This window comes from Actinotalea endophytica (genome assembly GCF_025717005.1).
Lineage (GTDB): Bacteria > Actinomycetota > Actinomycetes > Actinomycetales > Cellulomonadaceae > Actinotalea.
The window spans coordinates 119,495-143,838 of the sequence record NZ_JAOVZU010000007.1; the positions used below are offsets into that span (position 1 = coordinate 119,495).

Consider the following 24,344-nt stretch of genomic DNA (forward strand, 5'->3'; position numbering starts at 1 on the left):
ACGCGGTGGACTTCTCCGAGCGCATCGACGCGCTGACGCAGAGCTGCCGCACCACCCCGGGTGTCACGAGCCTGGTCGTCTACGGCTCGACCACCACGGCGGCCGCGGGCCGCCGCGACGGGTGGTCGGACCTCGACTTCACGGTCTTTCTCACCGAGGACGTGCTGGCCGACCGCGCGGGCTGGGCGTTCCTCCCGGACCGCGAGCACCTCGTGCTGACGGCCCGCGAGGACGACAACGGCGGCGTCGCGATCTGGGACGACGGGACCGTCGCCGAGTTCGGCGCCGGCCGCCCCTGGCTGGTCCGCGACCCCGACCGCGAGGTCCTCATCGACGGCGGCGACCTCGGCTACGCCGACCCCGACCCGCTGCCCGACCCGGGCAACCAGATCCGCCTCTTCCTGGTGAAGCTCGCGATCGGCGTCGGCCGCGTGCGCCGCGGCGAACGGGTCGCCGGCAACGCGCACATCCGCACCTACGCGACGACCGCGCTGTGCGAGGCCCTGCGCCAACGCCTCGCGCCCGACTCCCCGCGCAGCCCGTTCGACCCCCTGCGCCGGATCGAGCAGGCCCTGCCCGAGATCGGCGCCCGGCTCGCCGACCTGCTCGACTCTCCCGCCGAGACCTGCGCCCGCGGCGAGCTCGACCTCGCCCGCGAGGCGCTCGAACCCGGCTGGGAGCACTTCCCGACCCGCGCCGCCGACGTGGTCGCGGCACGCCTCGGCTGGGCAGACTGAGCGGCAGCGCGCGACGGCGCGGGGCCTGGTCGGGGCGCCGGGGGCGCCCCGACCGGCAGACGGTGGACGGGGCGGCCGGGGCGCGGGGCGGCCGGTGCCGAGTGCCATGGTCGGGCAGGTCGGCAGAGAGCCGAGGACCAGATCGCGAGGGGCCCGTTGTCGGTTGTCGGCTTGGTCGTCGGGTTGCTCGCGTCACTCGTGGTGTTCATGGTCGGATCATGGATCTCCCGCTCCGGGGTGGACTACCTGCCCGGCGGTTGGTGGGTGCTCCTTCTCGGCCTCGCGGTCGTGGTCGTCGGGTTCGGGGGGATCGCGACCAGCGTGGACCTCGTCGTCGGTGGGGCGAATGCGGTCAACGAGATCCCCAGCTGGCTTCACACCGCATCCGCGGCAGCGTTCGTCGGGCTCGGCTTGGCGCTGGCCTGGTCCTTGCCAAGGCTGATCGCTGATCGACGTAGGGCCCCGGCGCGTCACCGCGGCGAGTCGGGCGAACCGGATCGGGGCCGCCTGCCGACTGTCCTGACATGGTTGGCTTCCGCGCTCCTCGTCGCCGCCGGCGTGCTCTTCGCCGTGCTGTCGCCCGCCTAGTTCGACGGGGCCTCGCGGCGAGTCGCGGCGGCCAGGCAACCGCTCGTTCGAGCAGACACGTCTCGTCTGGCATGCTCGGCCGGTGGCTGTTCGCCCAGGTCGACCCGAGTGAGTCCCCGGTGAGCCGGGTCGGCGTGGGCGTCGTGGTCACATCTGCCTCGCTCATCCCCGCGACGATCCTGCTGTTCAAGGGGCTGTTCGCCTATCACACCGGTTCGGATGAGTACTGGAAGCGCGGGGGCAGGTGGGGTCTGATCGCCACCGGGCTGAGCGGGTTCTGTCTCTTCATCGCAGGCAGCGCTGTCGGTCTCGTGTCCCAGGGCCGTCCACTGCCCGACCAGCTACCGCTCGCGGCTCTCGTGGTCGGCGGCATGCTCGTCGTCTTCGCCGGGGTCTACGCGGCGGCGATCAAGTGGAGGCAACCTCGGAGGCGCCCGGGGTCGGCTGGAGAGGCCCGTCCTGCGCAGTGGCGACACGTGAGCCCAGCGGCATACGCGGCCGCAGCGGGCACGCTGCTGGTGACCGGAGTCGTGCTCCTGACGGCATGACCGAGCCCGCGCAACAGCGGCGTGGCGTCGTCCGGTCGGGCCGCGGATGGCATCGGTTCCGGGTCCTTGACGATGGCCGCTCCGCGACCGGCTCCTCACACCCGGGTCAGCAGGGTTGAGCCGCCGAAGATCAGAAGCGCCGGCGGCAACCAGCGCGCCGCCGCCCAGATGTACGGCGGGAAGTCATGCCACCCCCGGCCGTTGAAGACCTCGGGACGGCGGCGGATCGACCAGTTGATGTAGTGCCGGAAGCTCACCGCCCAGGCCAGCCCGAGCCCGACGGCAGCGACGCCGGTCGAGACCGTTGCCGTGTGGAGCCACCCTCCTGGCTCGCCTGCAGGCGGGGCGACGAGCGCGAGGAGTGAAGCGCTGACCAGTGAGCTTCCTAGAACAAGGCCCACACCGATCGCCAGGAGCGCTTCCGCGGGGCGGAAGTGTGCGCCGGAGAATCCGTGGCCCCACGACACACCCAGCCCGACCACGACCACGCCACCGAGAAGTGCCGCGACCAGACCGAAGCTGGCCACCTCACACCCCCGTCCGGCCGCGGCAGGACGCGACCCGACGCGGGAACCTGCCCTCCACCCGCCCATCGTGCCGCAGAGACGCCACTCGACGGCTGAACCACCGGGCACGCGGCGTCGAACAGTCCGCCCATGCCGCAGATGGCATGGGCGGCGCATGCGCTGGCCCCTGTCGAGCCTGTCAGACTCCTCGGTGTACGAGACCTCTCCGACATCGAGCGGCGCGTGCTCACCAGGCTCCTCTCCGTGGACTTCCCCGGCGTGGAGGCGCTGCGCACACAGGTGGAGGAGATCCACGGGGTGGAGCTCAACTGCACCTGTGGATGTCCCTCGATCACACCGATCGTCGACCGCGATGCAGCGCCGCCTGCGCACGGTAGGTCCCAGCTCCCGGTCGAGCTCGCCGAGATGTCGCGCCGCGACGGGGTCGAGCGCAGCGTCCTGTGTTTCGTCGACGCCGGCGGGTACCTGGGCAACCTCGAGTGCGTGTACTACGACGACCCCAAGGCGGAGTGGCCGGACCCTGCCGACTGCGCGGTCCTCCTCGAGGACGAGCAGGGCTACACCCAGGCAGTCCAGCTTCCGGGCGGGGCCCTTGTGCGCCCGCAGGATCCGAACGACCGGTGGACCTCGTTCGGGCCGGTGGACGGTGGCCGGTTCTGCGCCACGACGTTCACCGGCTACCGCGAGTGCTTCGCTCCTGACGGCACCCTCGCCTCACGCACCTCCGCCAAGTAGCGCCAGATCGTCCGCTCATGCGCCGACCACGCGGGTGATGAACGTCCGCCCGGGCCTGGTGGCTGGTGCAAACCTGGCGAGCCCTGGTCGCGCGCCGACTCGCGCGGAACTCGCCCGGAGACCCCCACGCGGCAGCGCCCGAGGACGCCCACTCATGCTGCCGATGGTGCGCGTACCCTCCGGGACTCTGAGCTCAAGGGACCTACGCGTCGATGTCCACGTCGAAGTCGTCGGGTTCGCCCAGGGCGGCGCCCAGCTGGCCGGCAAGGGCTCGCAGGCGGGCGACCAGCCGGTCCCAGTGTTCGGCCGTGGCGGCGGTCTGGTCCACGTCGACCAGGCGCAGGCGCCGACGGTGGACCGCAACGCTCACTTCGCTGTACCAGTGCTCGTCCTGAGCGATGAACGACGCCTCGTCCACCCGCAGGTCCCGCGCCGTGGGCACCCGCCCGTCGACCCGGTACCCGAGCTCGCCCAACGCGGCCGCGACCACCTGCTCGTCCAGGGGTTCGAGCAGACGCGGGTCCTCCAACCCGGCCGCTGGGCCGCGGATCAGCACCAGCTGTGGCTGCTTGACCAGCACCGGGTTGCTGGGGGCGGGCACAGGTTCGGGCTCTTCGGTCCAGCGCAGGACCGGGGTGACCGCGGCCTCCGGCGGCATCGGGCCCAGATCGGCCGCCAGGTAGTGGGCGAGCACCGACTTCCCCCGCGGTTCACCCTCGGCGACCTTCGGGAAGCGCATCTGCACAAGCCGCAGGAGTCGGTCGGGGTCACGAGAGTTCATGGACTCTGACGAGGCTCTCCTCGCCGCGATCCTGACGTACTCGAAGTCGGGCACCTCTCCGTCCGAGCGTTGGATCCCGGTGATGTGCTCGAACGCGTCGCGAGGTTGCCCAGGGCGGGACACCTTGACCGCCCAACCTGCTGGTGGGTCGTAGTGGCCGACGACGAGACGGACGTAGTGCCCCAGCCGCTCACCCGCCACCGTCCTGCGGATGTTCTCACTGGGCTTGACTTCCGGCAGGTCGGCGGGCCGGACATCGCTCGACACGCCCGGCATCCCCATGTCGACGAACCTCACGAACCACTGCCACAACTCCACCAGCGACTCCGCAGAGGCGTCCATCGAGTCGATGGGGCCACCGGTCGCCGCCATCCACGTCGCCACCTCCCGCAGGAAGTACGGCTCACGTGCTCGAACGTGGTCGCAGAACTCCTGCGCGCGCTCGAGCGAGACCTGAGAGAACAACACCGCTACCCCCGGGGCAGGTGAGTCACGACCTCAATCTCGTCGCGCTCGAGCAGCGAGTCGAGGATGTACTGCGATGGGCCGATCCTGCCAGTCAGGTCGCTCGCGAAGTAGTGCCACTCCGCACCGTCGAAGACGCCCTCCGCGATAAGTGCCTTGTCGCGCGCGAGCTGACTCCGGGCCTGGGCACCGCGTCCCATCTTCGCCTCGAGCAGAATCCGTGCGCCGTCTCGGATGTACTCGCCGTCGGGGAATCGCCGGAACGCCCCGATCGAGTCCGTCCCCGAGAACCAGACGCTGCCAGGCACGACGTCGGGGTCGATGCCGCGGAACTCGCGCATGTACCGCCGGCGAGGACGGGTCGTGTTCGGCCGGCCCGACGGCGAACAGTCGGCAGCTACGGTCGATCAACGCCACGGTCGAACGGACTCCCCTGACGATCGACGTCGACCAGCTCCGGCAGCGCGTCGACGCCCTCCTGGTGCGGGCCAGGCTCGTGCCTCTGCCCGCCGCAGGGGCGCTCGCGACGCCCCCGCTCTTCAGCGCGTCGTACTCGGCCAAGGGTTGGCTCGGGTTCATCGGCGGCGCCGTTGGCGCTGCGTTAGTGGCCTGGCTCACCGCACCTTGGTGCGTGGAACCGATCAAGGTCGAGCGCCGGCGGTGATTGCGCTCGCCCCGTCCGCCGCGGCGGGGAGACACTCCTTCGATGACACCCCAGACCCCTGAGCGCTGGACCCGAGCGCAGCAGTACCCGGACACGTGGGTCGACCCGGCCGAGGACCCGCGGGAGAGCCAGCGCCCGCTGGTCACCGAGCGGGACGTCCTCGTGGAGTACCTGCGGCGGTACCGGCTGACGCTGGAGCTGAAGTGCGCGGACCTGAGCGCCGAGGACCTCGCCCGACGCTCGGTACCGCCGTCCACGCTCTCGCTGCTCGGCCTGGTCAGGCACCTGTCGGAGGTCGAGCGCGGCTGGTTCAGGCGCACGATGGCGGGCCTGGACGCGCCGCCGCACTTCTACTCGAAGGACGACCCTGACGGCGACTTCGACAACGCGAAGCCCGATCCGGCCCTCGTGGACCAGGCGTGGCAGGCGTGGCGCGAGGAGGTCGCTTTCGCCGAGGGTTTCGTCGCGGACCACGACCTTGACCACGAGGGCGTGACCGGGGTGCGGCTGCGCGAGGTCGTCGTGCACCTCATCGAGGAGTACGCCCGCCACGCCGGGCACGCGGACCTGCTGCGGGAGCGGATCGACGGGCGCGTCGGGCAGTAGCCCACCTGCGCGAGGCCCGCTTCGCGCTGCTCCGATCAATCCGCCGTCGCGTGATCGCGGACCACGGCACCCGCGCGCCGATGCCGGAGGGTGCGCCAGGAGTCGATCAGGGCCTGGAAGAAGGACCCGATCGCGAACGCCTGCACCGCCTGCGGGAGGAGGTCCGTCATGTTCACGGCGTGCAGCGCCACGGCGATGCCGATGGCCAGCACCCAGACGGGCATGAGCGCCGCCCACCGGCGCCAGTCCTGCGGACCGAAACGGCCACCGATGAACCCGGCGTAGGCGACGCCGAGCGCGACGCCACCGACGGTCACGAGCAGGAACATCTCAGCCCTTCGACGCGGAGAGATCAGCACCGGCCAGGCTAGCGCCGCCGCCTGGTCTGGCGCCGCGGAGCGAAGCCCCTCGAGTTGCCGAACCGGCGTGCGCGTCCACCCTGGTGGTGTGACCGAGCGCCCGGTGACCGACAGGTGGGAGCGCGGCGACCCGTACGAGCGGTACATCGGGCGCTGGAGCCGTCGCGTCGCGCCGCTGTTCCTCGACTGGCTCGACATCCCGCCAGGGCGACGCTGGCTCGACGTCGGCTGCGGCACCGGCGCGCTGAGCGCGGCGGTCGTGGACCGCTCCGCGCCGTCCGCCGTGACCGCCGTCGATCCGTCCGAGGGCTTCCTCGCGACCGTCTCCGAGCACCTCGGCCCCCGGGTCGCCGCTCGGCGCGGCACGGCCGACGACCTCCCGCTCGACACCGCGTCGGTCGACGCCGCGGTGTCCGGCCTGGTCCTGAACTTCGTGCCCGATCCGCGGGCCGCGCTCGCCGAGCTGTCGCGGGTCACTGCTCCAGGCGGCACGGTCGCGGCCTACGTCTGGGACTACGCGGACGGCATGCAGCTGCTGCGGCTGTTCTGGGACGCGGCCGTCGGGCTCGACCCCGCCGCGGCGCCGCTCGACGAGGGCACCCGCTTCCCGCTGTGCCGGCCCGAGCCACTCGGCGCGGCCTTCCGGGACACCGGGCTCGAGTCCGTCGAAGTCGTCCCGATCGAGGTCGACACCGTGTTCGCCGACGTCGACGACCTCTGGGCCCCGTTCCTCGGCGGACAGGGCCCGGCGCCCTCCTACGTGGCGTCGCTCGACGACTCCGCCCGCACCGCACTCCGCGACCGGCTGCGCCACCGGCTCCCGACCAGCTCGGACGGGTCCGTCCCGCTACGCGCGCGAGCCTGGGCGGTGCGCGGCTTCCGCGGCGACTGAGCCGCCGGCCGCACCACGACCCTCGAGCCGCACCCGCCACGCCCCGACCGCACCGAGCGCGATCGCCAGCGCCTCGGACACGGCCGCGAGCCATACCGCGGGTCCACGCCACTGCTCGTGCACCCCGAAGAACCCCACCGTTGTGGACAGCACGAACGCCCCGAGCGTCGCGGCGCCGAACCCCGCCGACGCGAGCAGCGGGAGCCAGTGGTCCCACAGCTGGACCAGGACGCCGAGCGCCAGACCCGCGACCGCGTTCACCAGGAACGCCGGCCCGACGACGGACAGCCCGGACATGCCCTGTGCCCAGAGCACGAGGTGGACCACCCCGGAGAGCATCACCGAGGCCGACGTGAGGGACCGGATCACGGTGATCGATGACATCCCGACCTCCCTGGCGGGCTCCGACGACCCTCGTCGGCCCCACCCAGGACTACGGCGGAGGGCGATCCGCGGTTCATCCACCGTGTCGACCGGGAGTGAACCGATCGGACCTCCGGCCCGTATCAACCGGTGAGGACGGACCAGGGAGGCATCATGGCGGTGACTGACGGAACGAGATCGTGGCGGACGGCCCGGCGGTGGGCGGTCCCCGTCGCGGCGCTGCTCGCCCTGAGCGCCTGCACGGCCCAGACCGGCTCGACCGGTGGGAGCTCGACTGGCGAGAGCTCGTCGGCCGCGGCGTCCACATCGTCCGGGGAGTCGACCGGCGCGACCTCGGCTGCGGCCGGCACGGCCGTCGACCTGGGATCGACCTCGCTCGGCACGGTGCTGGTCGACCAGAGCGGGCTGACCCTGTACACGTTCGACAGCGACACCCAAGGCAGCCCGAGCACGTGCTACGACGGGTGCGCCTCCGCCTGGCCACCGCTGCTCACGGACGGCACGCCCACCGCGGGCGACGGCGTCGACGCCGCCAAGCTCGGCACCGCCGACCGCACCGACGGCACCGTGCAGGTGACGTACGACGGCTGGCCGCTGTACTACTGGGCACAGGACTCGCAGCCCGGCGACGTGAACGGCGAGGGCGTCAACGACGTCTGGTGGGTGCTCGGGGCCGACGGCACGCCGATCCACGGGTGAGGACCGTGCGCGGAGGTGGTGGCATGGCGACGAGCGCCGAGGACGTGCTCGTCGCCCTGCACGCCGAGCACGGGAGGGGTCTGTGGGGGTACGTCCTGCGGCTCACCGGCGGAGACCGGGCGCGCGCCGAGGACGTCGTCCAGGAGACGCTGATCCGCGCCTGGCGCCACCCCGAGGTGCTCTCGCGTCCGCCCGGCGCGGTGCGGTCGTGGCTCTTCACGGTCTCGCGTCACCTCGTGATCGACCAGTGGCGGGCGGGCCACGAGGTCGCCGTGGAGGACCCACCCGAGCCGACCGGCGTCGCCGACACCTGGACCGACGAGGTCCTGAACGGCTGGATCGTCGCCGACGCGCTCACCCGGCTCACCCCCGAGCACCGGCAGGTCGTCGTGCTCTGCTACTTCCGCGGGCTGTCGGTCGCGGAAGTAGCGCGCCTGCTCGGCGTGCCCGACGGGACGGTGAAGTCGCGCACCCACTACGCGCTGCGGGCCCTGCGCCTGGCGCTCGAGGAGAAGGGAGTGACCCGGTGAACGACCCATGGCGGCCCGATGCCGAGGCCTACGTGCTGGGCGCGGTCGACGAGCCCGAGCGCGCCGCCTTCGAGGCCCATCTGCGCGGTTGTGCGGGGTGCCGGGCCGCGGTCGAGGAGGTCGGTGCCCTGCCTGCGCTGCTCGACCTGGTCCCGCCGGGGCTGGTCGATCGGCTGGCGGCGTCCGATCCGGTGACCGCTTCGGTCCCCGAGTCGGTCGTTACGCCGGTGCCCGAGTCCGTACTGGCCGGGCTGCTGGGCTCGGCCCGCCGCCGAGCGGTCATCCGTCGGCGCCGGTTCGTCCTGGGTGGCCTGGTCGCCGCCGCGGCCGCGGTCGTGCTCGCGCTGGTGCTGCCGGCCTCACCGGTCTCCCTGATCGGGTCCCGGCCTCCGAACGTCCAGGTCGTGGCGATGCAGCCCGAGGCGCCGTCCGCCATCACCGCGTCGGTCAGCCTGGAACAGGTCGCCTGGGGTACGAGGATCGAGCTGACCTGCACCTATGCCGACGACGGATCGCCGAGCGCCGGGAGCGCCGGCCCGGCGAGCGGCTACGGTCCGACGACGTACGCGCTCGTCGTCGTCGGCGAGGACAGCTCGACCGAGCAGGTCGCCACCTGGACGGCCGTACCGGGGCGCACCATCACGGTGCCCGCCGCCAGCAGCCTGCCGGCGTCCCAGATCGACGCCATCGAGCTCGTGGCCGACGACGGCACGGCACTCCTGACCGCGCAGCCGTGACCACGAGCCGGCCCCGGAAGAACGGCCCGGGCTGTCGAGCACGCCGCCGCGACGACCGTGCGCTGCTCGCCCGACGACGGCCCTCCCCCGCGGTGCCCGTCAGTCGAAGCTGAACGGCGGGTACCGGTCGGTCACCAGCAACGTCGCGTACGCAGCGACCCGCAGCGACCACCGACCGACGCCGACCACGTAGTCGAACAGTCCGCGCGGGTACCGCCCGGTGAACAGGATCGCGAACCACGCGATGACGATCGCGAAGAACGACCCGACCCACAGGAACGCGAGCACCACGACGTGCGGCAGCACCAGCAGCCACTTGACCAGGGGCATCAGCGGGTTGAGCCGCTGGGCGTCCGGGTAGTCCAGCTCGAGGTGCACGGACTGCTCGTCCTCGGTGGACGGGTAGCGGTCGGTGAGCAGCGCGCCGTACGCCGCGACCCGCGCCGAGAAGCGCTGGAACTGGAGCGCGAAGTCGAACCACCAGCGCGGGTACCGCTGCCGGAACACGATCATGATCAGCGTCGCGAGGAACAGCCCTCCGGCGATCCCGCCACCGGTCTGGCTGGTCTGCTTGATCACCTCACCGGTCTCGGTCAGGACGGTGTACGTCGAGGTCGCGGTCGCGGACAGCGCGCTCAGCACGATCGCGATCGGGATGATCCAGAGGAAGCGGAAGACGCTGGTCACCCGGTCCAGGCGCTCCGGGTAGTCGACCTGTAGACGTGCCGGGTACGGCTCGGGGCCGGGCGGCGGAGGGACTGGGTAGGGCTGGGGGGTGGCCACGGGGCCTCCTAGGTTCGGATGCCGGAGGGCCGACCCGTCGGGCACGGCCCGTGGGTCCCACGCAACGCCAACCGCAAGCAGCGCACAAGGGCTGAACGGCTCAGCTCGGCCGCCTCACTCGCACGGGTGGTCGAGCTGCTCCCAGTTGTGCGTGAACCAGGCGACCGGCTCCTTGCCGGCCGGACCGGCCGCGAGGCAGAAGGCGTCGGACGCGGCCGAGACGAGCACCACGTCCACATCGTTCGTCGGCACCCAGCCCGCCTGGATCAGCGCACCCGGGTCGACGGTGTACCCACCGTGCAGGTCGTGGAACGACTCCTGCGCGGCCGCGGCCTCGGCGAGCGCCTCGCTCACCGACTCCGACGGCGTGGTCGTGGCGAACGGGGCGTTCCACAGCCACATCGCGGCGGTCACGAGCACGGCGGCGATCGACGCGGCGACGACGGTGGTCACGCGCAGCGCGGTGTGGTGCGACGCCTCGTGCGCCGGCACCCCCATCGCGACTGTGGCCACGGCCGTGCTCCCTCTCGGTGCGAGTCCGCCGGGCCCCGGCTACGGGGCACGACCCTCACTCCTAGGGATCGACCACTCGGCCGTCACCTTGAGCGCGAACGGCAAGAGTCGCGCCCGGACTTCACGCGCCGAGGTCGACTCCGCGGGGATCGACGCGGAGCTCGCTCGAGACCGGTGCTCTCAGCCGCGCTCCGCCTGGAACATCCAGCGGTGCTTCTCGAGCTCGGCCGCGATGCCGATGAACAGGTCCTGCGTGATCGGGTCGGCCTTCTCGGTCTCCTCGACCTGCTCGCGCACCCGGCCGATCACGGCGCCGAGCTGGTCGACGAACCACGCGACGACGTCGGTGTCCGAGATCCAGCCCACCGGGTGCTCGGCGATCACGCTGTCGGCCGCCACGGTCGCGGCGCGCCCGTCCGGCGGGACCCCGATCGCCGCGGCCCGCTCGGCCACGGTGTCGGCGAAGTCGCGTGCTGCGGTCACGACCTCGTCCAGCTGCAGGTGCACGCTGCGGAACCTCGGACCCACCAGGTTCCAGTGCGCCTGCTTCGCGACCAGGCTCAGGTCCACCAGGTCCACCAGCACGGACTGCAGCGCGCTCCCCGCGATCCGCTGCTCGCCCTCCGCCAGGCTTCCGGTGATCTCCACGACATCCTCCTTCGATCCGGGTCTCGGTCTCCTCGACGGTACGCCGAGCCGGCGACATCTTCCCGGGGAACGGGGGCCGAAGACGCTCGAGCGGCGTGGCGTGGCGGTTGCGCTGGTCAACCCGGTACCGGCACGACATAGTGAGCAGGTGCCGGGGCTGGCCCCGGTCTCAGGGGGCATGCCGGTCACTCCGACAGCCGAGGAGCCCGGTGCTCGAGGACCGTTCGACCGCCGTGGGGGCAGATGAAGCTCGGCACCTCGTGGCCGCCGTCGTGGGAGCGCCCCACCGGCGTGCGAGAGCGCACCCTGGCGCGCCTCGTCACCATGCCCCCGATCGCGGCGGCCGTGATGATCGCCGCCGCGCTCGCCGTGTGCTGGGGCCTGGTCTGGGTGACCGGCGGCAGCCAGCGGGCCTTCAGCCACACCTTCTACGTGCCGATCGTGCTCGCCGCCGTCCGGTTCGGCCTGCGCGGCACCCTGGTCACGTCGGCGGCCGCGGCGACCCTCGCCGGCCCGCTGATGCCGCTCGACACGACGACCGGTGAGGCGCAGGCGCCCCACGCCTGGATCGTGCGGGCCGTGATGTTCCTGGCCGTCGGGACGCTGGTGACGTTCGCCTTCGAGGCCCGGCGACGCGCGGCCGAGCGGCAGCTGGCCCGGGACGTGCGTGAGACGCTCACGCCGTTCGTCGTGCGGCAGGTCGACGCCGCGCTCGTGCCCCTGGTCGACGGCGTGCTCGCCGACAACACGTTCCACACCGTCTTCCAGCCGATCTACGCACTGCACAGCGGACGGCTGCTCGGCGTCGAGGCGCTCACCCGGGTCGACGTGGCTCCGTACCGCCCGCCGGACGCCTGGTTCGCCGCCGCCCGCGCGACCGGGCGCGGCACCGAGCTGGAGCTCGCGGTCGTGGTGCACGCCCTGGGCGAGGCGCAGGCGCTCCCGGACGGCATCGACCTCGCACTGAACGTCTCGCCGACCACCCTGGCCGACCCGCAGCTGGTGGACCTGCTGCGGGACGCGGGGCGGCCGGTCACGATCGAGATCACCGAGCACGCCGGGGTCGAGGACTACGACCTGCTGTCCCACCGGATCGACGAGCTGCGCGGGGCGGGCATCCGGATCGCGGTGGACGACGCGGGTGCCGGGATCGCCAGCCTGCAGCACATCGTCCAGCTGGCCCCGCACGTCATCAAGCTCGACATCTCGCTGACCCAGGGGGTCGCGGCGAGCCCGTTGCGGCGCGCGCTCGCGGGCTCGCTCATCGAGTTCGCGCAGCAGACCGGAGCACAGCTGCTGGTCGAGGGCATCGAGGACGACGACGACCTGGAGACCTGGACGGCGCTCGGGGCGCACGCGTGCCAGGGCTTCCTCGTCGGTCGCCCGTCCGGCCTCCCGGTGCCCGCCGTGTCGCACGCGATCACCCGGCACCGCACGACGCTGGCGCGCCGGCCGGCCTGAGACGGCGCACGACCCGGTGATCGCGGGGCGATCACCGGGCCGTGCGTGCGCTCACTGCTGCGGGGTCAGGGTGAAGCCGGTGCCCTCGCCGGTGGACCGGGCGTCGAGCTGCTGGTTCGCGAGCAGCTCGCCGGCGACCGGCTCGACGAACACCCGGGCGCCGGACTGCTCGATGAGGGAGTCTCCCTCGACAGGGGCGGCGACGAGCGCCAGGTCGAAGGCCCCGTTCTCGGACGACTCGGCGATCCGCATCCCGCCGTCGGCCGGGAGCCCGGCGCGCTCGGTGAGGTCGTGGACCGCGTGGCAGGCGTTCTCGGTCAGGGTGAGCATGGCTCTCTCTTCTTTCCGGGTACGTGCAGGCGGTGGCGCCTGCTCGTCCACCGTCACCCGCGGGCTGGAGGTGGGCAACCCAGGGCCCGGAGGCATCCCACCCAGCGGACCAGGTCCGTGTCAGCGATCGGACCGCCGGTCGTCCTGCCCGGGCGGGCGGAGCCCTTCCGCGTGGTGCTCACGGTCGGCGATCACCTGGTCGCCGGGACCGGTGAACGCCTTCGACCGCTCGAGGGCCGACAGGCTACCGGTGAACAGCCCGGCGTCGCGGCCGCCGTCGACCAGCACCGTCTCCGCCGAGCCGGCCGGGAGCTCGCGGGTCCCGGGTTCCGGTGCGGGTTCTGCGCTCGGCATCGCACGTCGGCCGGTCCCGCCGGCCGGGGTGACGGGGCCGGGGACGCCGGCGCCTCCGGCCGGTTCCCAGCGCGTCCGCGGCAGTGACTCCGGGTGCTCGCGCTGCAGCCACGCGACCAGCCCCTCGCGCACCGCGCACCGCAGGTCCCACAGGGTCGGCGCGTCCGCCGCCGACGCGAGCGCCCGGATCCGGACCTTGCCGTCGACCGCGTCGGTGACCTGGAGAACGCCGACCCGGTGGTCCCACAGCTCGCTGGTCTGCAGGATCCGCATCAGCTCGGCGCGCATCCGGCCGACCGGCACCGTCCAGTCCACGTCGAGCTCGACCGTTCCGAGCAGGTCGGCGGCCCGCCTGGTCCAGTTCTCGAACGGCGTGGTCGCGAAGTAGGTCGACGGCAGGATGAGCCGCCGGTCGTCCCAGATGTGCACCACGACGTAGGTCATGGTGATCTCCTCGATCCTCCCCCAGTGCCCCTCGACCACCACGACGTCGTCGAGCCGGATCGCGTCGGTGAAGGCGAGCTGCACCCCGGCGAACACGTTGCCGAGCGAGGTCTGCGCCGCGAGGCCGGCGATCACCGACAGCACGCCGGCCGACGCCAGCAGCCCGGCGCCGATCGTGCGTGCGCCGTCGAAGGTGAGCAGTGCCGCGCCGATCGCGACGACGGCGAGCACCAGCACGGTGAGCCGGCGGGCGACGCTGATCTGCGTCCTGACCCGTCGCGCGTGCCGGTCGTCCCGGCCGCCGACCTGGTAGCGCGCGAGCGCGGCGTCCTCGGCCACGAAGGCCAGTGCGGCGACCAGCCAGGCGCCGGCGAAGATCAGCGCGATGAGCAGCAGGTGCTGCACCCAGATCATCCAGTCCGGTCGCGGCCGGCTCGTCGCGATCAGCAGCGCGATCCACACGGCCGCCACGAGGAGCACGGCGCGCAGCGGTCGGCGGGCGCGCCGGGAGAGCGCCTCGGCGAGCCGGGTGTGCCGCCCGACCGCCCTGGTGAGGGCCGCGAGGACCTCGGCGAGCACGAGTGCGAGGATCAGCGCGGCCGCGACCGCGAGGATGATCGTGACGCCGTCGGTGACGGCTGGGGGGACGTCGACAGCTCGGTGCAGCATCGGTCCAGGCTAGACGCCGCAGCCGCAACCGCCGGACGGGTGACGGAACCATCCGGCATGTGTTCGGTTTTGTTTGATTCTGATGACTCATGGGGGAAACTGCGCTAGCATGGCGGCCATGACCTGGATGGTGACCGGCGGGGCCGGATACATCGGTGCGCACGTGGTGCGCGCCTTCCTCGACGAGGGCATCGACGTCGTCGTGCTGGACGACCTGTCGAGCGGGCACGCGGACTTCGTCCCCGACGGCGTGCCGTTCGTGCGCGGCAGCATCCGCGACCAGCCCCTCGTCGCCGCAGCCCTGCGCGAGCACGCCTGCGAGGGCGTGGTGCACCTGGCCGGCTTCAAGTACGCCGGGGTCAGCGTGCAGCGCCCCCTGCACACCTACGCCGAGAACGTCACCGGCACCGTGTCGCTGCTCGCCGCGATGGCCGAGGCCGACGTCACCGCGATCGTCTTCTCCTCCTCCGCCGCCGTGTACGGCACACCCGACGTCGACCTGGTCACCGAGGAGACGCCCACCACGCCGGAGTCGCCCTACGGCGAGTCCAAGCTGATCGGTGAGTGGGTCATCCGCGACCAGGCCCGCGCGACCGCCGACGGCCCCCACCCGTTGCGGCACACGTCGCTCCGCTACTTCAACGTGGTGGGCTCGCAGGGCTCGTTGTACGACTCGAGCCCGCACAACCTCTTCCCGCTCGTGCTCGACGCGCTCGTCGCGGGCCGGACGCCGCGGGTCAACGGCGTCGACTACCCGACCCCCGACGGCTCGTGCGTGCGGGACTACATCCACGTCGCCGACCTCGCCGCGACCCACGTCGCCGCCGCGCGGGCGCTCGCCGGTGGCCGCGAGCTCCAGCCGGTCTACAACCTGGGCAGCGGCGCCGGCTCGTCGGTGCTGGAGATCATGGCCGCGATGGCGGCCGGCACCGGGATCGACTTCACCCCCGAGATCGCACCGCGCCGCCCGGGCGACCCGGCCCGGATCGTCGCCTCCGGCGAGGCGGCCGCACGCGACCTCGGGTGGCGCATGACGCACGATCTCGAGTCGATGGTCGCCTCGGCGTGGCGCGCGCGACAGCTGCTCGAGGAGTCCACGGCCGGCGCTGACTGACCGGCCCGAGGACGGTCGAGCCGGGGCTCGCGCTCAGGCGCCGATCGCCTGCAGCTCGGCCAGCCGTTCGACCACCTGGTCGAGCACCCGCTCGCTGCCCGCGTACACACCGTCCGGGCGCGGCCAGTGCACCACCACGTCGGTGAACCCGAGCGCCGCCGCCCGCTCGACACCCTCGGTGAGCACCTCGAGCGAGCTCATCGAGAAGACCGGTGCACCGTCCAGGCTCAGGTAGCGATCCACCGACGCAGGGTCCCGCCCGGCCGCCTCGAACCGGGCCTCGGCCCGCTCGACGAGCGCCGCGAGCCCGGTCCACCAGCGGTCCTGGTCGTCGCCGTCGCCGCCCTCGCCGACCCCGCCGGCCGCCGGGCCGTAGGTGATCCAGCCCTGCCCGTACCGGGCGACCAGGTCCAACGCCCGGGGCCCCTGCGCGGCGACCGCGAACGGCACCCGCGGCTGCTGCACGCACCCCGGCAGCATCCGGGCACCGCGGGCCTCGTACCACCCGCCGTCATGGTCGGTCACGGGCGCCGTGAGCAGGCGGTCGAGCAGCCCCACCCACTCGACGAACCGGTCGGTCCGCTCACGGGCGCTCGGCGCCGGGCCGAGCACCTCGGCGTCGAACCCCGAGCCGCCCGACCCGAGCCCCAGCAGCAGCCGGCCGCCGCTGATGTCGTCCAGTCCCATCACGTCCTTGGCGAACGGCACCGGGTGGCGGAAGTTGGGGCTCGCGACGAACGTGCCGAGCCGGATCCGCTCGGTCGTCGCGGCGGCCGCGGCCAGCAGCGGCACGGTGGCCAGCCACGGTCCGTCGGCCAGCGAGCGCCACGCCAGGTGGTCGTACGTCCAGGCGTGGTCGAAGCCCCACTCCTCGGCGGCCCGCCACCGCGCGGCGTCCGCAGCCCAGCGCTGCTCGGGCAGCAGCACGATCCCGATCCGCATCGTTCTCCCTCTCAGTCCCAGCCCAGCTCGTGCAGTCGCTCGTCGGAGATCCCGAAGTGGTGCGCCACCTCGTGCACGATCGTCACGGCGACCTCCTCGGCCACCTCCTCGACCGTGTCGCAGAAGGCCAGGGTCGGCAGACGGAACACCGTGATCCGATCCGGCAGCGACCCGGCGCCCCACCACTGGTCGCGCTCGGTGAGGGCGACCCCCTCGTACAGCCCGAGCAGGTCGTCCGGCTCACCCGGGGGCGGGTCGTCCTCGACGAGGACCACGACGTCGTCCATCATCTCGGCGAGGTCCGTCGGGATCAGGTCCAGCGCATCGCGCACGGCGTCCTCGAACTCGTCCCGGGACATCTGCACCACGCGACCATCCTGCCCTGTGCGCGATCGACTTTGGCGGTTCGGCACATGTGCCCGTATGATTCCCGAGGTTCTGGGCGCGAGGCGTCCCGGGCGCCCACCCGGCCCCCATCGTCTAGCGGCCTAGGACCCCGCCCTTTCACGGCGGTAGCACGGGTTCGAATCCCGTTGGGGGTACGAACGAAGCAGGACCTTGTTCCACACAAGGCCCCGTAGCGCAGTTGGTTAGCGCGCCGCCCTGTCACGGCGGAGGTCGCGGGTTCAAGTCCCGTCGGGGTCGCTCGTCGGTCCGGTCACACCGGACCGGAGGTCGAGGCCACTTAGCTCAGTTGGTAGAGCGTTCGACTGAAAATCGAAAGGTCGGCAGTTCGACCCTGCCAGTGGCCACCTCAGCGCCCCGCCCCGTTCCTCGGAGCGGGGCGTCGTCGTTCCCACCCGATTGCCCGCCGGGAAGCACGTGCGTTGCGTCTCGCCGTGCGGGAGGATGATCGGACGAAGCCGGCCCCGACCTGGGTCGTTTGCGACGGAGGTGGTGACGTGATCGGCCGCACCGAGACCAAGCCCTCGATCGGCGAGCTGGTGTCCTTGTTGTCCGAGAAGACCTCGAAGCTCGTGCGGGCCGAGATCGAGCTCGCGAAGGCTGAGATGGCCGACAAGGCCAAGCACGCCGGTGCCGGGATCGGCATGTTCGTCGGCGCGGGCCTGTTCGCGTTCTTCGCGTTCGGGACGCTCGTCGCCACCGCGGTCCTCGGCCTGGCCGAGGCGCTGCCCGCCTGGCTGGCGGCACTGATCGTGGCGGTCGTGCTGCTGCTGATCGCCGGAGCCCTCGGCTTCGTCGGCAAGACCATGCTCGACAAGGGCACCCCGCCCGTGCCGCTCAAGGCGCAGGAGAGCATCAAGGCCGACGTGGCCGCCGTGAAGGAGGGACTGGCGCATGAGCGGGACTGAGGGCATCGAGGCCGACATCGAGCGCACCCGCGCCGAGCTTCAGGCCACGGTCGACGAGCTTGCCGAGCGGCTGAACCCCAAGGCGAACGTCCTGCGTGCCCTCGACGAGGCGAAGGTCGCCGTGGACGACATCCGCCGCCGGGTGACCCACGAGGAGCGCGGCCCGGAGGACCCGGAGCCCACCACCACCGGTTGGGTGGTGCTCGGTGCCGGCGCCGCGGCCGCCGCCGCGATCGTGGCGGGCGTCGCCCGCAAGCTCTAGCCGGAGCCCGCCGGGTTCCGGCGAGGGTCCGCGCCTCACGCGGACCAGAGGAGCTGCGCGGCGAACCCACGCCACGGGCGCCAACGATCCGCGATCGCGAGCGCCTCACGCGGGTCGGTCACACCCAGTCGACGGCGCAGCACCAGGTCGTGCGCCGGGAAGGCGTCCAGGTCGCGCATCGCCCGGAGAGCGACGTACTCGACGGTCCACGGGCCGATCCCCGGCAGCGCGGCCAGCTCACGGCGCGCGGACGCCGGGTCTCCGGCGAGGTCCAACCCGTCGGCGAGCGCGGCAGCGAGGGCGAGCAGGGTGCGGGTCCGCCCGCCGGTGAGGCCCACCTCGCGCACCCCTTCCCCGGCCGAGGCGATCGCCGTCGGGGTCGGGAAGGCACGCAGGTCGCCCACGGGCTCGCCGAGTCGCGCGGCCAGCCGGCCTGCGAAGGTGGCCGCCGCGCCGAGACTGACCTGCTGGCCGAGCACGGTGCGCAGCGCGAGCTCAGCCGGGTCCACCGCCCCGGGGACGCCGAGCGCGGGCCTCGCCGCGAGCAACGGAGCCATCAGGGGGTCCTCGGCGAGAGCCACGCGCGCGGGCCCGAGGTCGAGGTCGGCGCCGAGCCAGCGTCGCACCGACGCGAGGGACTCCGTCCCTGCCTGGATCTCCGCGCCGTTCGGGGGCCAGGCCCGCTCGCGGTGTACGAGCGCGTCGTCGGCGCCGTCGCTGCCGAGCCGGATGGTCACGGCCTGCGGACCCACCGGTGTCGGAACCAGGCGACGCACCGAACGCTCCGGCGGCTCACCCAGCCGTTCGACCCCTGGCACGGCGCGAGCCCGGACGAACTCCCACCACGCCGTGAGGTCGAGCGTCACCGCTCCCGGGAGGGGGCCTGGTCCGGGACCCCCATCAGGGCGCGGACCTCGGACTCCAGGTAGCGACGGTGACCACCGAGGGTGCGGATGGAGCTGAGCTTCCCGCTCTTGGCCCATCGGGTGACCGTCTTGGGGTCGACCCGGAACATGGCCGCGACCTCGGCAGGAGTCAGCAGGTTCTCGGACTGCTCGGACCTCGTGTGCACGGCACCTCCCACGCTCTGGAACCACGACGTACCGTCGCCGCGAGCACGCCGGCCGGACGACCGTTACCGTGCTGTGACCACCGTACCCCGAGCCTCGCCGAACCGGACCGCGAGCGCCCGACCGCGTCCGCCGAGCGGGTGGGAGCCCGCGGGCTCCGGGGGGCGCGGTCGCAGGAAGCCCCCGGGACCCTGTAGCGTTAGGTCGGAACCAGCACTCCGGGGCCGCATCGTGATGGTGCCGCCCCGCTGCCACGTAAGAGGGGGTCGATGCCATGGGGCGCGGCCGTCAGAAGGCGAAGCAGACGAAGGTCGCTCGCGAGCTGAAGTACTCGATCTACGAGCCCAACTACAAGGCTCTGGAGCAGGAGCTCACCTCGGCGCAGCGACACGAGCACGCCGACGAGGACCAGTACGCATCGTGGGCCGACGACGAGGACGACGAGTCCGAGGACGACGACTGACCAACGGTCCGACCACCCGGGTCGCACCGGGCGCCTCGTCGTGCCCGGGCACTGCTCACGCGACCCGGTAGCCCCCCACCAGCCTGACCCCGCCGCCCTGGACCCCCTTGGTGCCGCGGACCACGTCCGCCCCGGCGTCGTCCTGGCCGATCTCGCCCGCCACCCAGGCCGGCACGCCTGAGGCGGCCAGCGAGGCGAGCGCCGCGTCGGCGGCATCGGCCGGGACCACCGCCACCATGCCGACCCCCAGGTTGAGAGTGCCCTCGAGGTCGTCCCACGGGACCTGACCGAGCCCGCGGACCAGCTCGAACACCGGCGGCACGGCCCACGTGCCGCGATCGACCGTCGCGACCAGGCCGGCCGGCAGCACACGTGCGAGGTTCGCGGCCAGCCCACCGCCCGTCACGTGCGACATCGCGTGCACCTCGACCGCGGCCGCGAGGTCCAGGCACGGGCGGGTGTAGAGCCGGGTGGGGGTCAGCAGCTCGAGGCCGAGGGCCTGGCCGAGCTCGGGGACCTCACGGTCCAGCGACCACCCGGCCACCTCGATGACGCGACGCACCAGCGAGAACCCGTTGGAGTGCAGCCCTGAGGACGCCATCGCGATGACGACGTCGCCTGACCGCACCCGGTCCGGGCCGAGCAGCGCGTCGGCCTCGACCACGCCGGTCGCGGCGCCTGCGACGTCGTACTCGTCCGGTCCGAGCAGCCCCGGGTGCTCCGCGGTCTCGCCGCCCACCAGGGCAGTCCCGGCCTCGGCGCAGGCCGCGGCGATGCCGCGCACGATCGCCGCGATCCGTTCGGGCACCACCCGGCCGCACGCGATGTAGTCGGTCATCACGAGCGGGCGCGCGCCCACCACCACGATGTCGTCGACGACCATGCCGACGAGGTCGAAGCCGATCGTGTCGTGCACGTCCATGGCCTGCGCGATCGCGACCTTCGTGCCGACCCCGTCGGTCGAGGTGGCCAGCAGCGGTCGGCGGTAGTCCTTGAGCGCGCTCGCGTCGTACAGGCCGGCGAAGCCGCCGACGCCGCCGAGCACCTGCGGGCCGTGCGTCGCGCGCACGGCGTCCTTCATCAGCTCCACGGCGCGGTCACCGGCCGCCGTGTCGACCCCCGCCGCCGCGTAGGTGATCGGCTGGTCGCTCACGGCTGCTCCAGGGCGGTGGCGCCGCCGACGCCACCCAGCAGGGTCGCGAGGCCGTCGTCACCGAGGGTCGGCTGGTCGACCAGCGTGGCGCCGAGCCGCTCGGCGGGCGGAAGCTCGATCGGGTACTCGCCGGTGAAGCACGCCGTGCACAGCCGGGTCCGCGGCTGGTCGCTCGCCGCGATCATGCCCTCGAGCGAGATGTAGCCGAGCGAGTCCGCGCCGATCGAGCGGCCGACCTCCTCGGCGTTCAAACCGGTCGCGATCAGCTCGGCCCGCGTCGCGAAGTCGATGCCGTAGAAGCACGGCCAGCGCACCGGCGGCGACGAGATCCGCACGTGCACCGCTGCCGCGCCGGCCTCGCGCAGCATCCGGACCAGGGCGCGCTGGGTGTTCCCGCGGACGATCGAGTCGTCCACCACCACGAGCCGCTTGCCGCGGATGACCTCACGCAACGGGTTGAGCTTGAGCCGGATGCCGAGCTGGCGCAGCGTCTGGGACGGCTGGATGAAGGTCCGGCCCACGTAGGCGTTCTTCGTCAGGCCCTGCGCGAACGGGATGCCGGACTCCTGGGCGAAGCCGACCGCGGCCGGTGTGCCGGACTCCGGCACGGGGATGACCAGGTCCGCGTCGACGGGGTGCTCACGCGCGAGCGTGCGGCCCATCTGGACGCGTGACGCGTGCACCGAGCGGCCCGCGATCGTGGTGTCCGGGCGGGCGAGGTAGACGTACTCGAACACGCAGCCGGTCGGCTGCGGCTCGGCGAACCTCGTGCTGCGCAGCCCGTTCGCGTCGATCGCGAGGAGCTCGCCGGGCTCGACCTCACGGACCAGGGCCGCGCCGATGATGTCGAGGGCCGCGGTCTCGCTGGCGACCGCCCAGCCGCGCTCGAGGCGACCGAGCACCAGTGGGCGCACGCCGTGCGGGTCGCGAGCCGCGTACAGCGTGTTCTCGTCCATGAACACCAGGGAGTAGGCGCCGCGCAGCCGCGGCAGGACCTCCAGCGCGGTGGCCTCGAGGGTCCGGTCCGGGTCGCCGGCGAGCAGCGCCGTGATCAGCGCGGTGTCGGTGGTGTTGCCCCGGCCGAGCTCGCCGCGCCGGCGCGAGCCGTACCGCTCGGCGACCAGGTCGATCAGCTCGGCGGTGTTGGTCAGGTTGCCGTTGTGGCCGAGCGCCACGGTGCCGGCCGCGGTCGGGCCGAGAGTCGGCTGGGCGTTCTCCCAGACGGACGCGCCGGTCGTCGAGTAGCGGGTGTGCCCGATCGCGATGTGCCCGGTGAGGGCGTTGAGCGCGGTCTCGTCGAAGACCTGGGACACCAGCCCCATGTCCTTGTAGACCAGCAGCTGGTCGCCGTTCGAGGTCGCGATGCCCGCGGACTCCTGTCCGCGGTGCTGCAGCGCGTACAACCCGAAGTAGGTGAGCTTCGCGACCTCCTCGCCCGGAGCCCAGACCCCGAAGACGCCGCAGGCGTCCTGAGGGCCCTTCTCACCAGGCAGGAGGTCGTGGGTCAGTCGTCCGTCTGGCCTCGCCACGGGCTCATCGTCGCACACGGATCTGCGCAACCCGACCCGGGGACCAGCCCTCGGGCACGGCGATCGAGCCGCCCGCACCGCCGCGTCACCCCGGACGCCGTGCCGGCGCCCTGCCCGCTCGCGCGACGGCCGAGGCACTTCTTTCTCGCGGTCGACGCCGGGTCTACAGTGCTGCCACGGGGGCGTTGATGTGATGTCCGTCACAGCGTCTGTGCGACGCGGATCGCCGACGATCTCGCGTGGCACCTGGCACCCGCGTGCACGCGGGTGACGTCGTGGATCTACCGACCACGTGCGACCCGGTGACCGCCGGGCCGCGGAACGCGAGACAGCGATGTCGAACCCAGCAGTCGCCCCGACCGGCCCCCGCCCCCTGATCCTGATCCGCGGCTTCGGCGGACCCGACGTCTCGGACGAGACGGCCAGCCCCTACCAGGGGTTCAACGACGGCACCGTCTACCCGGACCGTCGCGGCGAGAACTACATCTACGAGGGCTTCGTGCTTCGGGCCCTCAAGTCCGCCGACCACCCGTACCGCGACGCGACGAACGTCGTCGGCTACTACGCCGACGACATCGCGGCGCCACCCGAGACCGGAGGCCTCGAGCCGGACGACGTCCACGGAACGGTCGTGCTCGACCCGGCCACGGAGGCCAAGGTCCTCTCGCAGGGAACCGCCGGCACGATCTGGATCTACCGCTACTACGACCTACAACCTCGCGCTCTCGCGCGCTACGGCCAGGGGCTGCTGCGTCTGGTCCACCTCATCGAAGCCTGCGCCCAGCGACGCGGCGAGCAGTTCGACGGCGTCGACGTCGTGGCGCACAGCATGGGTGGCCTGGTCGCACGCGAGGGCGTGCTCGCCATGGACGCCGCCGAGCCCGGGTACGCCAAGCGTGCGATCCACCGGATCGTCACGCTCGGCACCCCGCACCGGGGCATCTCCTTCCAGCGGGTGCCGGACTGGCTGCTCCGCGTCCTGCCCGGGGTCGAGAAGGCCAGCGACGAGCTCGCGTCCTTCGACCCGAGCTCGACCCGGTTCCGCGAGTGGAACCACGCCTTCGACCCGCGACACGTGCTGACCGTCGTCGGGACGAACTACCGCACCTACGGCGTGCGGGTAGCGACCAAGCTGAACCGACTCTCGAGCCTGCTCGACGACGGCTCGCTGGTCTACAACCGCAGCGACGGCCTGGTGAAGCAGGCCTCCGCGCAGCTGCCGGGCGCACCACGCACCTTCGTGAACAAGTGCCACGGCGGTCACGACTCGCTGGTCACCTCGCGCGAGGCGTTCGAGATCGCCATGCGCTTCTTCCACGGCACCCACCGCGTCGCACTCTCGCTGGACAGCGGGGCGATCAAGCGCGGCGGCGACTGGTTCGGCCGCAGCGAGTTCTACCTCGGGGTGTCGGTCAAGCCGCGCTACGTCGACTTCGAGCTCTTCCACCAGAGCCCGGATGCGGAGAACTGCTACGGGCCGTTCCACGAGAACGACCTGAGCGACGACATGCCCGACCTCGCCACCGAGCTCGACAAGCCCCTCGCCGAGTTCGGCGACCGGACGACCGGCTGGGCCGGACCCGGCCGCCTGATCTGGGAGGGCTGGGTCGACGGCCAGGTCAAGCCCGACCAGGCCCAGGGCCTGGTGTTCCGCCTCGACTTCTACATCGGCGAGCGCGACACCTTCGGCATCGGCTTCTCCGACAACGTCGTCTACCGGAAGCAGTACTACGTCCAGGCCTTCCCCGGCTCACCGCCCGAGCTCTTCATCCACACGGGCGAGAAGTACCTTGCCGGCGACCTCGCGCTCGACCAGGCGGGCCTGCGGGCCAAGGCCGGCGCCGGCGCCGGGTCCGAGGTCCAGGCGGCCGCGCCGATCGACGGCTCGCCCGGCGAGTGGACCTTCGACATCGGCGGCACGGGGTTCGACGGGCGCTTCCGGATCAGCATCCACGCCGACGCGTAGCGGTGCGCCCGGCGCGGAGCCGGCACGCCTGCCACGTCCGGGCTCGGCACGTCGGCGGCACGGGAACGCGGCCCGGGG

The 24,344-nt window shown here is 72.6% G+C and carries 31 protein-coding genes and 3 tRNA genes; 18 read left to right on the top strand and 16 right to left on the bottom strand.

All coding sequences use genetic code 11. The annotated features are described in order from the left end of the window. Nucleotides 1–5: 5 nt before the first annotated feature. The 3 genes from OEB99_RS13080 (at nucleotide 6) to OEB99_RS13090 (ending at nucleotide 1,873) form a co-directional block, all read left to right on the top strand. Nucleotides 6–737, top strand: a complete 732-nt coding sequence (locus OEB99_RS13080) for a hypothetical protein (protein WP_263577721.1) — start codon at nucleotides 6–8, stop codon at nucleotides 735–737. Between the two features lie 198 nt (nucleotides 738–935). Further along, nucleotides 936–1,325: a hypothetical protein gene (locus OEB99_RS13085; protein ID WP_263577722.1), complete on the top strand. Its 390-nt coding sequence runs from the start codon at nucleotides 936–938 to the stop codon at nucleotides 1,323–1,325. A gap of 71 nt (nucleotides 1,326–1,396) precedes the next feature. Next, nucleotides 1,397–1,873, top strand: a complete 477-nt coding sequence (locus OEB99_RS13090; RefSeq protein WP_263577723.1) for a hypothetical protein — start codon at nucleotides 1,397–1,399, stop codon at nucleotides 1,871–1,873. A gap of 95 nt (nucleotides 1,874–1,968) precedes the next feature. Here OEB99_RS13090 and OEB99_RS13095 read toward each other — a convergent pair whose 3' ends face one another. Further along, nucleotides 1,969–2,400 carry a hypothetical protein gene (locus tag OEB99_RS13095; RefSeq protein ID WP_263577724.1) on the bottom strand — a complete coding sequence of 144 codons (432 nt, stop codon included), beginning with the start codon at nucleotides 2,398–2,400 and terminating at the stop codon, nucleotides 1,969–1,971. Between the two features lie 222 nt (nucleotides 2,401–2,622). Between OEB99_RS13095 and OEB99_RS13100 the strand changes: the two genes are divergently transcribed. Then, nucleotides 2,623–3,135: a hypothetical protein gene (locus OEB99_RS13100; RefSeq protein ID WP_263577725.1), complete on the top strand. Its 513-nt coding sequence runs from the start codon at nucleotides 2,623–2,625 to the stop codon at nucleotides 3,133–3,135. A gap of 202 nt (nucleotides 3,136–3,337) precedes the next feature. Here OEB99_RS13100 and OEB99_RS13105 read toward each other — a convergent pair whose 3' ends face one another. Continuing rightward, entirely contained in the window at nucleotides 3,338–4,384 is a 1,047-nt protein-coding gene (locus OEB99_RS13105; protein ID WP_263577726.1) for a hypothetical protein, read from the bottom strand. A 2-nt stretch (nucleotides 4,385–4,386) separates the two neighbouring features. Then, nucleotides 4,387–4,722, bottom strand: coding sequence for a hypothetical protein (locus tag OEB99_RS13110; RefSeq protein WP_263577727.1), 336 nt, complete (start codon nucleotides 4,720–4,722; stop codon nucleotides 4,387–4,389). A 365-nt stretch (nucleotides 4,723–5,087) separates the two neighbouring features. Between OEB99_RS13110 and OEB99_RS13115 the strand changes: the two genes are divergently transcribed. Continuing rightward, nucleotides 5,088–5,651 carry a DinB family protein gene (locus OEB99_RS13115; RefSeq protein WP_263577728.1) on the top strand — a complete coding sequence of 188 codons (564 nt, stop codon included), beginning with the start codon at nucleotides 5,088–5,090 and terminating at the stop codon, nucleotides 5,649–5,651. A 35-nt stretch (nucleotides 5,652–5,686) separates the two neighbouring features. Here the strand turns inward: OEB99_RS13115 and OEB99_RS13120 are convergent, their stop codons facing one another. Then, complete coding sequence (locus OEB99_RS13120; RefSeq protein ID WP_263577729.1) at nucleotides 5,687–6,010, bottom strand: hypothetical protein; 324 nt, start codon at nucleotides 6,008–6,010, stop codon at nucleotides 5,687–5,689. Between the two features lie 88 nt (nucleotides 6,011–6,098). Between OEB99_RS13120 and OEB99_RS13125 the strand changes: the two genes are divergently transcribed. Further along, nucleotides 6,099–6,902: a class I SAM-dependent methyltransferase gene (locus OEB99_RS13125; protein ID WP_263577730.1), complete on the top strand. Its 804-nt coding sequence runs from the start codon at nucleotides 6,099–6,101 to the stop codon at nucleotides 6,900–6,902. Here the strand turns inward: OEB99_RS13125 and OEB99_RS13130 are convergent. Further along, nucleotides 6,858–7,286: a hypothetical protein gene (locus OEB99_RS13130; RefSeq protein ID WP_263577731.1), complete on the bottom strand. Its 429-nt coding sequence runs from the start codon at nucleotides 7,284–7,286 to the stop codon at nucleotides 6,858–6,860. The genes OEB99_RS13125 and OEB99_RS13130 overlap by 45 nt on opposite strands. Nucleotides 7,287–7,439: 153 nt before the next feature. Between OEB99_RS13130 and OEB99_RS13135 the strand changes: the two genes are divergently transcribed. The 3 genes from OEB99_RS13135 to OEB99_RS13145 are packed head-to-tail and all read left to right on the top strand — an operon-like array spanning nucleotide 7,440 to nucleotide 9,252. Further along, nucleotides 7,440–7,985, top strand: a complete 546-nt coding sequence (locus OEB99_RS13135) for a COG4315 family predicted lipoprotein (protein WP_263577732.1) — start codon at nucleotides 7,440–7,442, stop codon at nucleotides 7,983–7,985. Nucleotides 7,986–8,008: 23 nt separating this feature from the next. Further along, the gene (locus OEB99_RS13140) at nucleotides 8,009–8,515 is read left to right on the top strand and encodes a sigma-70 family RNA polymerase sigma factor (protein ID WP_263577733.1); all 507 of its coding nucleotides are present in this window, start codon (nucleotides 8,009–8,011) and stop codon (nucleotides 8,513–8,515) included. Next, nucleotides 8,512–9,252, top strand: coding sequence for an anti-sigma factor family protein (locus OEB99_RS13145; protein WP_263577734.1), 741 nt, complete (start codon nucleotides 8,512–8,514; stop codon nucleotides 9,250–9,252). Before OEB99_RS13140 ends, OEB99_RS13145 begins: the two co-directional genes overlap by 4 nt. Nucleotides 9,253–9,351: 99 nt before the next feature. On the opposite strand, the gene OEB99_RS13150 is transcribed toward OEB99_RS13145, so the two are convergent. The 3 genes from OEB99_RS13150 to OEB99_RS13160 all read right to left on the bottom strand — a co-directional run bounded on the left by OEB99_RS13150 (nucleotide 9,352) and on the right by OEB99_RS13160 (nucleotide 11,196). Continuing rightward, complete coding sequence (locus OEB99_RS13150) at nucleotides 9,352–10,035, bottom strand: DUF4389 domain-containing protein (protein WP_263577735.1); 684 nt, start codon at nucleotides 10,033–10,035, stop codon at nucleotides 9,352–9,354. A gap of 114 nt (nucleotides 10,036–10,149) precedes the next feature. Beyond that, nucleotides 10,150–10,548: a hypothetical protein gene (locus OEB99_RS13155; RefSeq protein ID WP_263577736.1), complete on the bottom strand. Its 399-nt coding sequence runs from the start codon at nucleotides 10,546–10,548 to the stop codon at nucleotides 10,150–10,152. Between the two features lie 180 nt (nucleotides 10,549–10,728). Then, nucleotides 10,729–11,196: a Dps family protein gene (locus OEB99_RS13160; RefSeq protein WP_263577737.1), complete on the bottom strand. Its 468-nt coding sequence runs from the start codon at nucleotides 11,194–11,196 to the stop codon at nucleotides 10,729–10,731. A 243-nt stretch (nucleotides 11,197–11,439) separates the two neighbouring features. On the opposite strand from OEB99_RS13160, the gene OEB99_RS13165 reads away from it, so the two are divergent. Continuing rightward, entirely contained in the window at nucleotides 11,440–12,657 is a 1,218-nt protein-coding gene (locus OEB99_RS13165) for an EAL domain-containing protein (RefSeq protein ID WP_263577738.1), read from the top strand. A 51-nt stretch (nucleotides 12,658–12,708) separates the two neighbouring features. Here the strand turns inward: OEB99_RS13165 and OEB99_RS13170 are convergent, their stop codons facing one another. Both OEB99_RS13170 and OEB99_RS13175 read right to left on the bottom strand, forming a co-directional pair. Further along, nucleotides 12,709–12,987, bottom strand: a complete 279-nt coding sequence (locus tag OEB99_RS13170) for an adhesin (RefSeq protein WP_263577739.1) — start codon at nucleotides 12,985–12,987, stop codon at nucleotides 12,709–12,711. A 120-nt stretch (nucleotides 12,988–13,107) separates the two neighbouring features. Then, nucleotides 13,108–14,454: a mechanosensitive ion channel family protein gene (locus OEB99_RS13175; RefSeq protein ID WP_263577740.1), complete on the bottom strand. Its 1,347-nt coding sequence runs from the start codon at nucleotides 14,452–14,454 to the stop codon at nucleotides 13,108–13,110. A 118-nt stretch (nucleotides 14,455–14,572) separates the two neighbouring features. Here OEB99_RS13175 and galE point away from each other — a divergent pair, with 118 nt between their 5' ends. Further along, on the top strand, nucleotides 14,573–15,568 hold the full coding sequence (galE, locus tag OEB99_RS13180; RefSeq protein WP_263577741.1) for a UDP-glucose 4-epimerase GalE: 996 nt from the start codon (nucleotides 14,573–14,575) through the stop codon (nucleotides 15,566–15,568). 33 nt (nucleotides 15,569–15,601) lie between these two features. Here galE and OEB99_RS13185 read toward each other — a convergent pair whose 3' ends face one another. Next, the gene (locus tag OEB99_RS13185) at nucleotides 15,602–16,510 is read right to left on the bottom strand and encodes an LLM class flavin-dependent oxidoreductase (RefSeq protein ID WP_263577742.1); all 909 of its coding nucleotides are present in this window, start codon (nucleotides 16,508–16,510) and stop codon (nucleotides 15,602–15,604) included. Between the two features lie 11 nt (nucleotides 16,511–16,521). Continuing rightward, nucleotides 16,522–16,869: a metallopeptidase family protein gene (locus tag OEB99_RS13190; protein WP_263577881.1), complete on the bottom strand. Its 348-nt coding sequence runs from the start codon at nucleotides 16,867–16,869 to the stop codon at nucleotides 16,522–16,524. Nucleotides 16,870–16,979: 110 nt separating this feature from the next. Between OEB99_RS13190 and OEB99_RS13195 the strand changes: the two genes are divergently transcribed. From OEB99_RS13195 to OEB99_RS13215, 5 genes are all read left to right on the top strand, one after another. Beyond that, nucleotides 16,980–17,052, top strand: a tRNA-Glu gene (locus tag OEB99_RS13195). A gap of 29 nt (nucleotides 17,053–17,081) precedes the next feature. Continuing rightward, a tRNA-Asp gene (locus OEB99_RS13200) sits at nucleotides 17,082–17,155 on the top strand. 34 nt (nucleotides 17,156–17,189) lie between these two features. Next, nucleotides 17,190–17,262 (top strand) — tRNA-Phe (locus tag OEB99_RS13205). Nucleotides 17,263–17,412: 150 nt separating this feature from the next. Beyond that, complete coding sequence (locus OEB99_RS13210; RefSeq protein ID WP_263577743.1) at nucleotides 17,413–17,823, top strand: phage holin family protein; 411 nt, start codon at nucleotides 17,413–17,415, stop codon at nucleotides 17,821–17,823. Next, a complete protein-coding gene (locus tag OEB99_RS13215; RefSeq protein ID WP_263577744.1) occupies nucleotides 17,810–18,085 on the top strand; it encodes a DUF3618 domain-containing protein in 276 nt (91 codons plus the stop codon). Before OEB99_RS13210 ends, OEB99_RS13215 begins: the two co-directional genes overlap by 14 nt. Nucleotides 18,086–18,120: 35 nt before the next feature. On the opposite strand, the gene OEB99_RS13220 is transcribed toward OEB99_RS13215, so the two are convergent. Continuing rightward, nucleotides 18,121–18,951: a DNA-3-methyladenine glycosylase family protein gene (locus OEB99_RS13220; RefSeq protein ID WP_263577745.1), complete on the bottom strand. Its 831-nt coding sequence runs from the start codon at nucleotides 18,949–18,951 to the stop codon at nucleotides 18,121–18,123. Beyond that, the gene (locus OEB99_RS13225) at nucleotides 18,948–19,157 is read right to left on the bottom strand and encodes a BldC family transcriptional regulator (protein ID WP_263577746.1); all 210 of its coding nucleotides are present in this window, start codon (nucleotides 19,155–19,157) and stop codon (nucleotides 18,948–18,950) included. The genes OEB99_RS13220 and OEB99_RS13225 overlap by 4 nt, the downstream gene beginning before the upstream one ends. Before the next feature lie 272 nt (nucleotides 19,158–19,429). On the opposite strand from OEB99_RS13225, the gene OEB99_RS13230 reads away from it, so the two are divergent. Then, nucleotides 19,430–19,618, top strand: a complete 189-nt coding sequence (locus OEB99_RS13230) for a DUF3073 domain-containing protein (protein WP_263577747.1) — start codon at nucleotides 19,430–19,432, stop codon at nucleotides 19,616–19,618. A gap of 55 nt (nucleotides 19,619–19,673) precedes the next feature. Here OEB99_RS13230 and purM read toward each other — a convergent pair whose 3' ends face one another. Further along, nucleotides 19,674–20,771 carry a phosphoribosylformylglycinamidine cyclo-ligase gene (gene purM, locus OEB99_RS13235; RefSeq protein WP_263577748.1) on the bottom strand — a complete coding sequence of 366 codons (1,098 nt, stop codon included), beginning with the start codon at nucleotides 20,769–20,771 and terminating at the stop codon, nucleotides 19,674–19,676. Beyond that, nucleotides 20,768–22,300, bottom strand: a complete 1,533-nt coding sequence (gene purF / locus OEB99_RS13240; protein WP_263577749.1) for an amidophosphoribosyltransferase — start codon at nucleotides 22,298–22,300, stop codon at nucleotides 20,768–20,770. The genes purM and purF overlap by 4 nt, the downstream gene beginning before the upstream one ends. Nucleotides 22,301–22,634: 334 nt before the next feature. Here purF and OEB99_RS13245 point away from each other — a divergent pair, with 334 nt between their 5' ends. After that, a complete protein-coding gene (locus OEB99_RS13245) occupies nucleotides 22,635–24,266 on the top strand; it encodes an esterase/lipase family protein (RefSeq protein WP_263577750.1) in 1,632 nt (543 codons plus the stop codon). The last annotated feature ends 78 nt before the right edge of the window (nucleotides 24,267–24,344 follow it).

What these genes read in the sequence shown, in the direction of transcription:
- OEB99_RS13115 (WP_263577728.1), top strand. Translation starts at nt 5,088, where the DNA reads ATGACACCCCAGACCCCTGAGCGCTGGACCCGAGCGCAGCAGTACCCG.
- OEB99_RS13175 (WP_263577740.1), bottom strand. Translation starts at nt 14,454, where the DNA reads ATGCTGCACCGAGCTGTCGACGTCCCCCCAGCCGTCACCGACGGCGTC.
- OEB99_RS13230 (WP_263577747.1), top strand. Translation starts at nt 19,430, where the DNA reads ATGGGGCGCGGCCGTCAGAAGGCGAAGCAGACGAAGGTCGCTCGCGAG.
- OEB99_RS13215 (WP_263577744.1), top strand. Translation starts at nt 17,810, where the DNA reads ATGAGCGGGACTGAGGGCATCGAGGCCGACATCGAGCGCACCCGCGCC.
- OEB99_RS13110 (WP_263577727.1), bottom strand. Translation starts at nt 4,722, where the DNA reads ATGCGCGAGTTCCGCGGCATCGACCCCGACGTCGTGCCTGGCAGCGTC.
- OEB99_RS13130 (WP_263577731.1), bottom strand. Translation starts at nt 7,286, where the DNA reads ATGTCATCGATCACCGTGATCCGGTCCCTCACGTCGGCCTCGGTGATG.
- OEB99_RS13245 (WP_263577750.1), top strand. Translation starts at nt 22,635, where the DNA reads ATGTCGAACCCAGCAGTCGCCCCGACCGGCCCCCGCCCCCTGATCCTG.
- OEB99_RS13185 (WP_263577742.1), bottom strand. Translation starts at nt 16,510, where the DNA reads ATGCGGATCGGGATCGTGCTGCTGCCCGAGCAGCGCTGGGCTGCGGAC.
- OEB99_RS13165 (WP_263577738.1), top strand. Translation starts at nt 11,440, where the DNA reads ATGAAGCTCGGCACCTCGTGGCCGCCGTCGTGGGAGCGCCCCACCGGC.
- OEB99_RS13140 (WP_263577733.1), top strand. Translation starts at nt 8,009, where the DNA reads ATGGCGACGAGCGCCGAGGACGTGCTCGTCGCCCTGCACGCCGAGCAC.
- galE (WP_263577741.1), top strand. Translation starts at nt 14,573, where the DNA reads ATGACCTGGATGGTGACCGGCGGGGCCGGATACATCGGTGCGCACGTG.
- OEB99_RS13170 (WP_263577739.1), bottom strand. Translation starts at nt 12,987, where the DNA reads ATGCTCACCCTGACCGAGAACGCCTGCCACGCGGTCCACGACCTCACC.
- OEB99_RS13135 (WP_263577732.1), top strand. Translation starts at nt 7,440, where the DNA reads ATGGCGGTGACTGACGGAACGAGATCGTGGCGGACGGCCCGGCGGTGG.
- OEB99_RS13190 (WP_263577881.1), bottom strand. Translation starts at nt 16,869, where the DNA reads ATGTCCCGGGACGAGTTCGAGGACGCCGTGCGCGATGCGCTGGACCTG.
- OEB99_RS13090 (WP_263577723.1), top strand. Translation starts at nt 1,397, where the DNA reads ATGCTCGGCCGGTGGCTGTTCGCCCAGGTCGACCCGAGTGAGTCCCCG.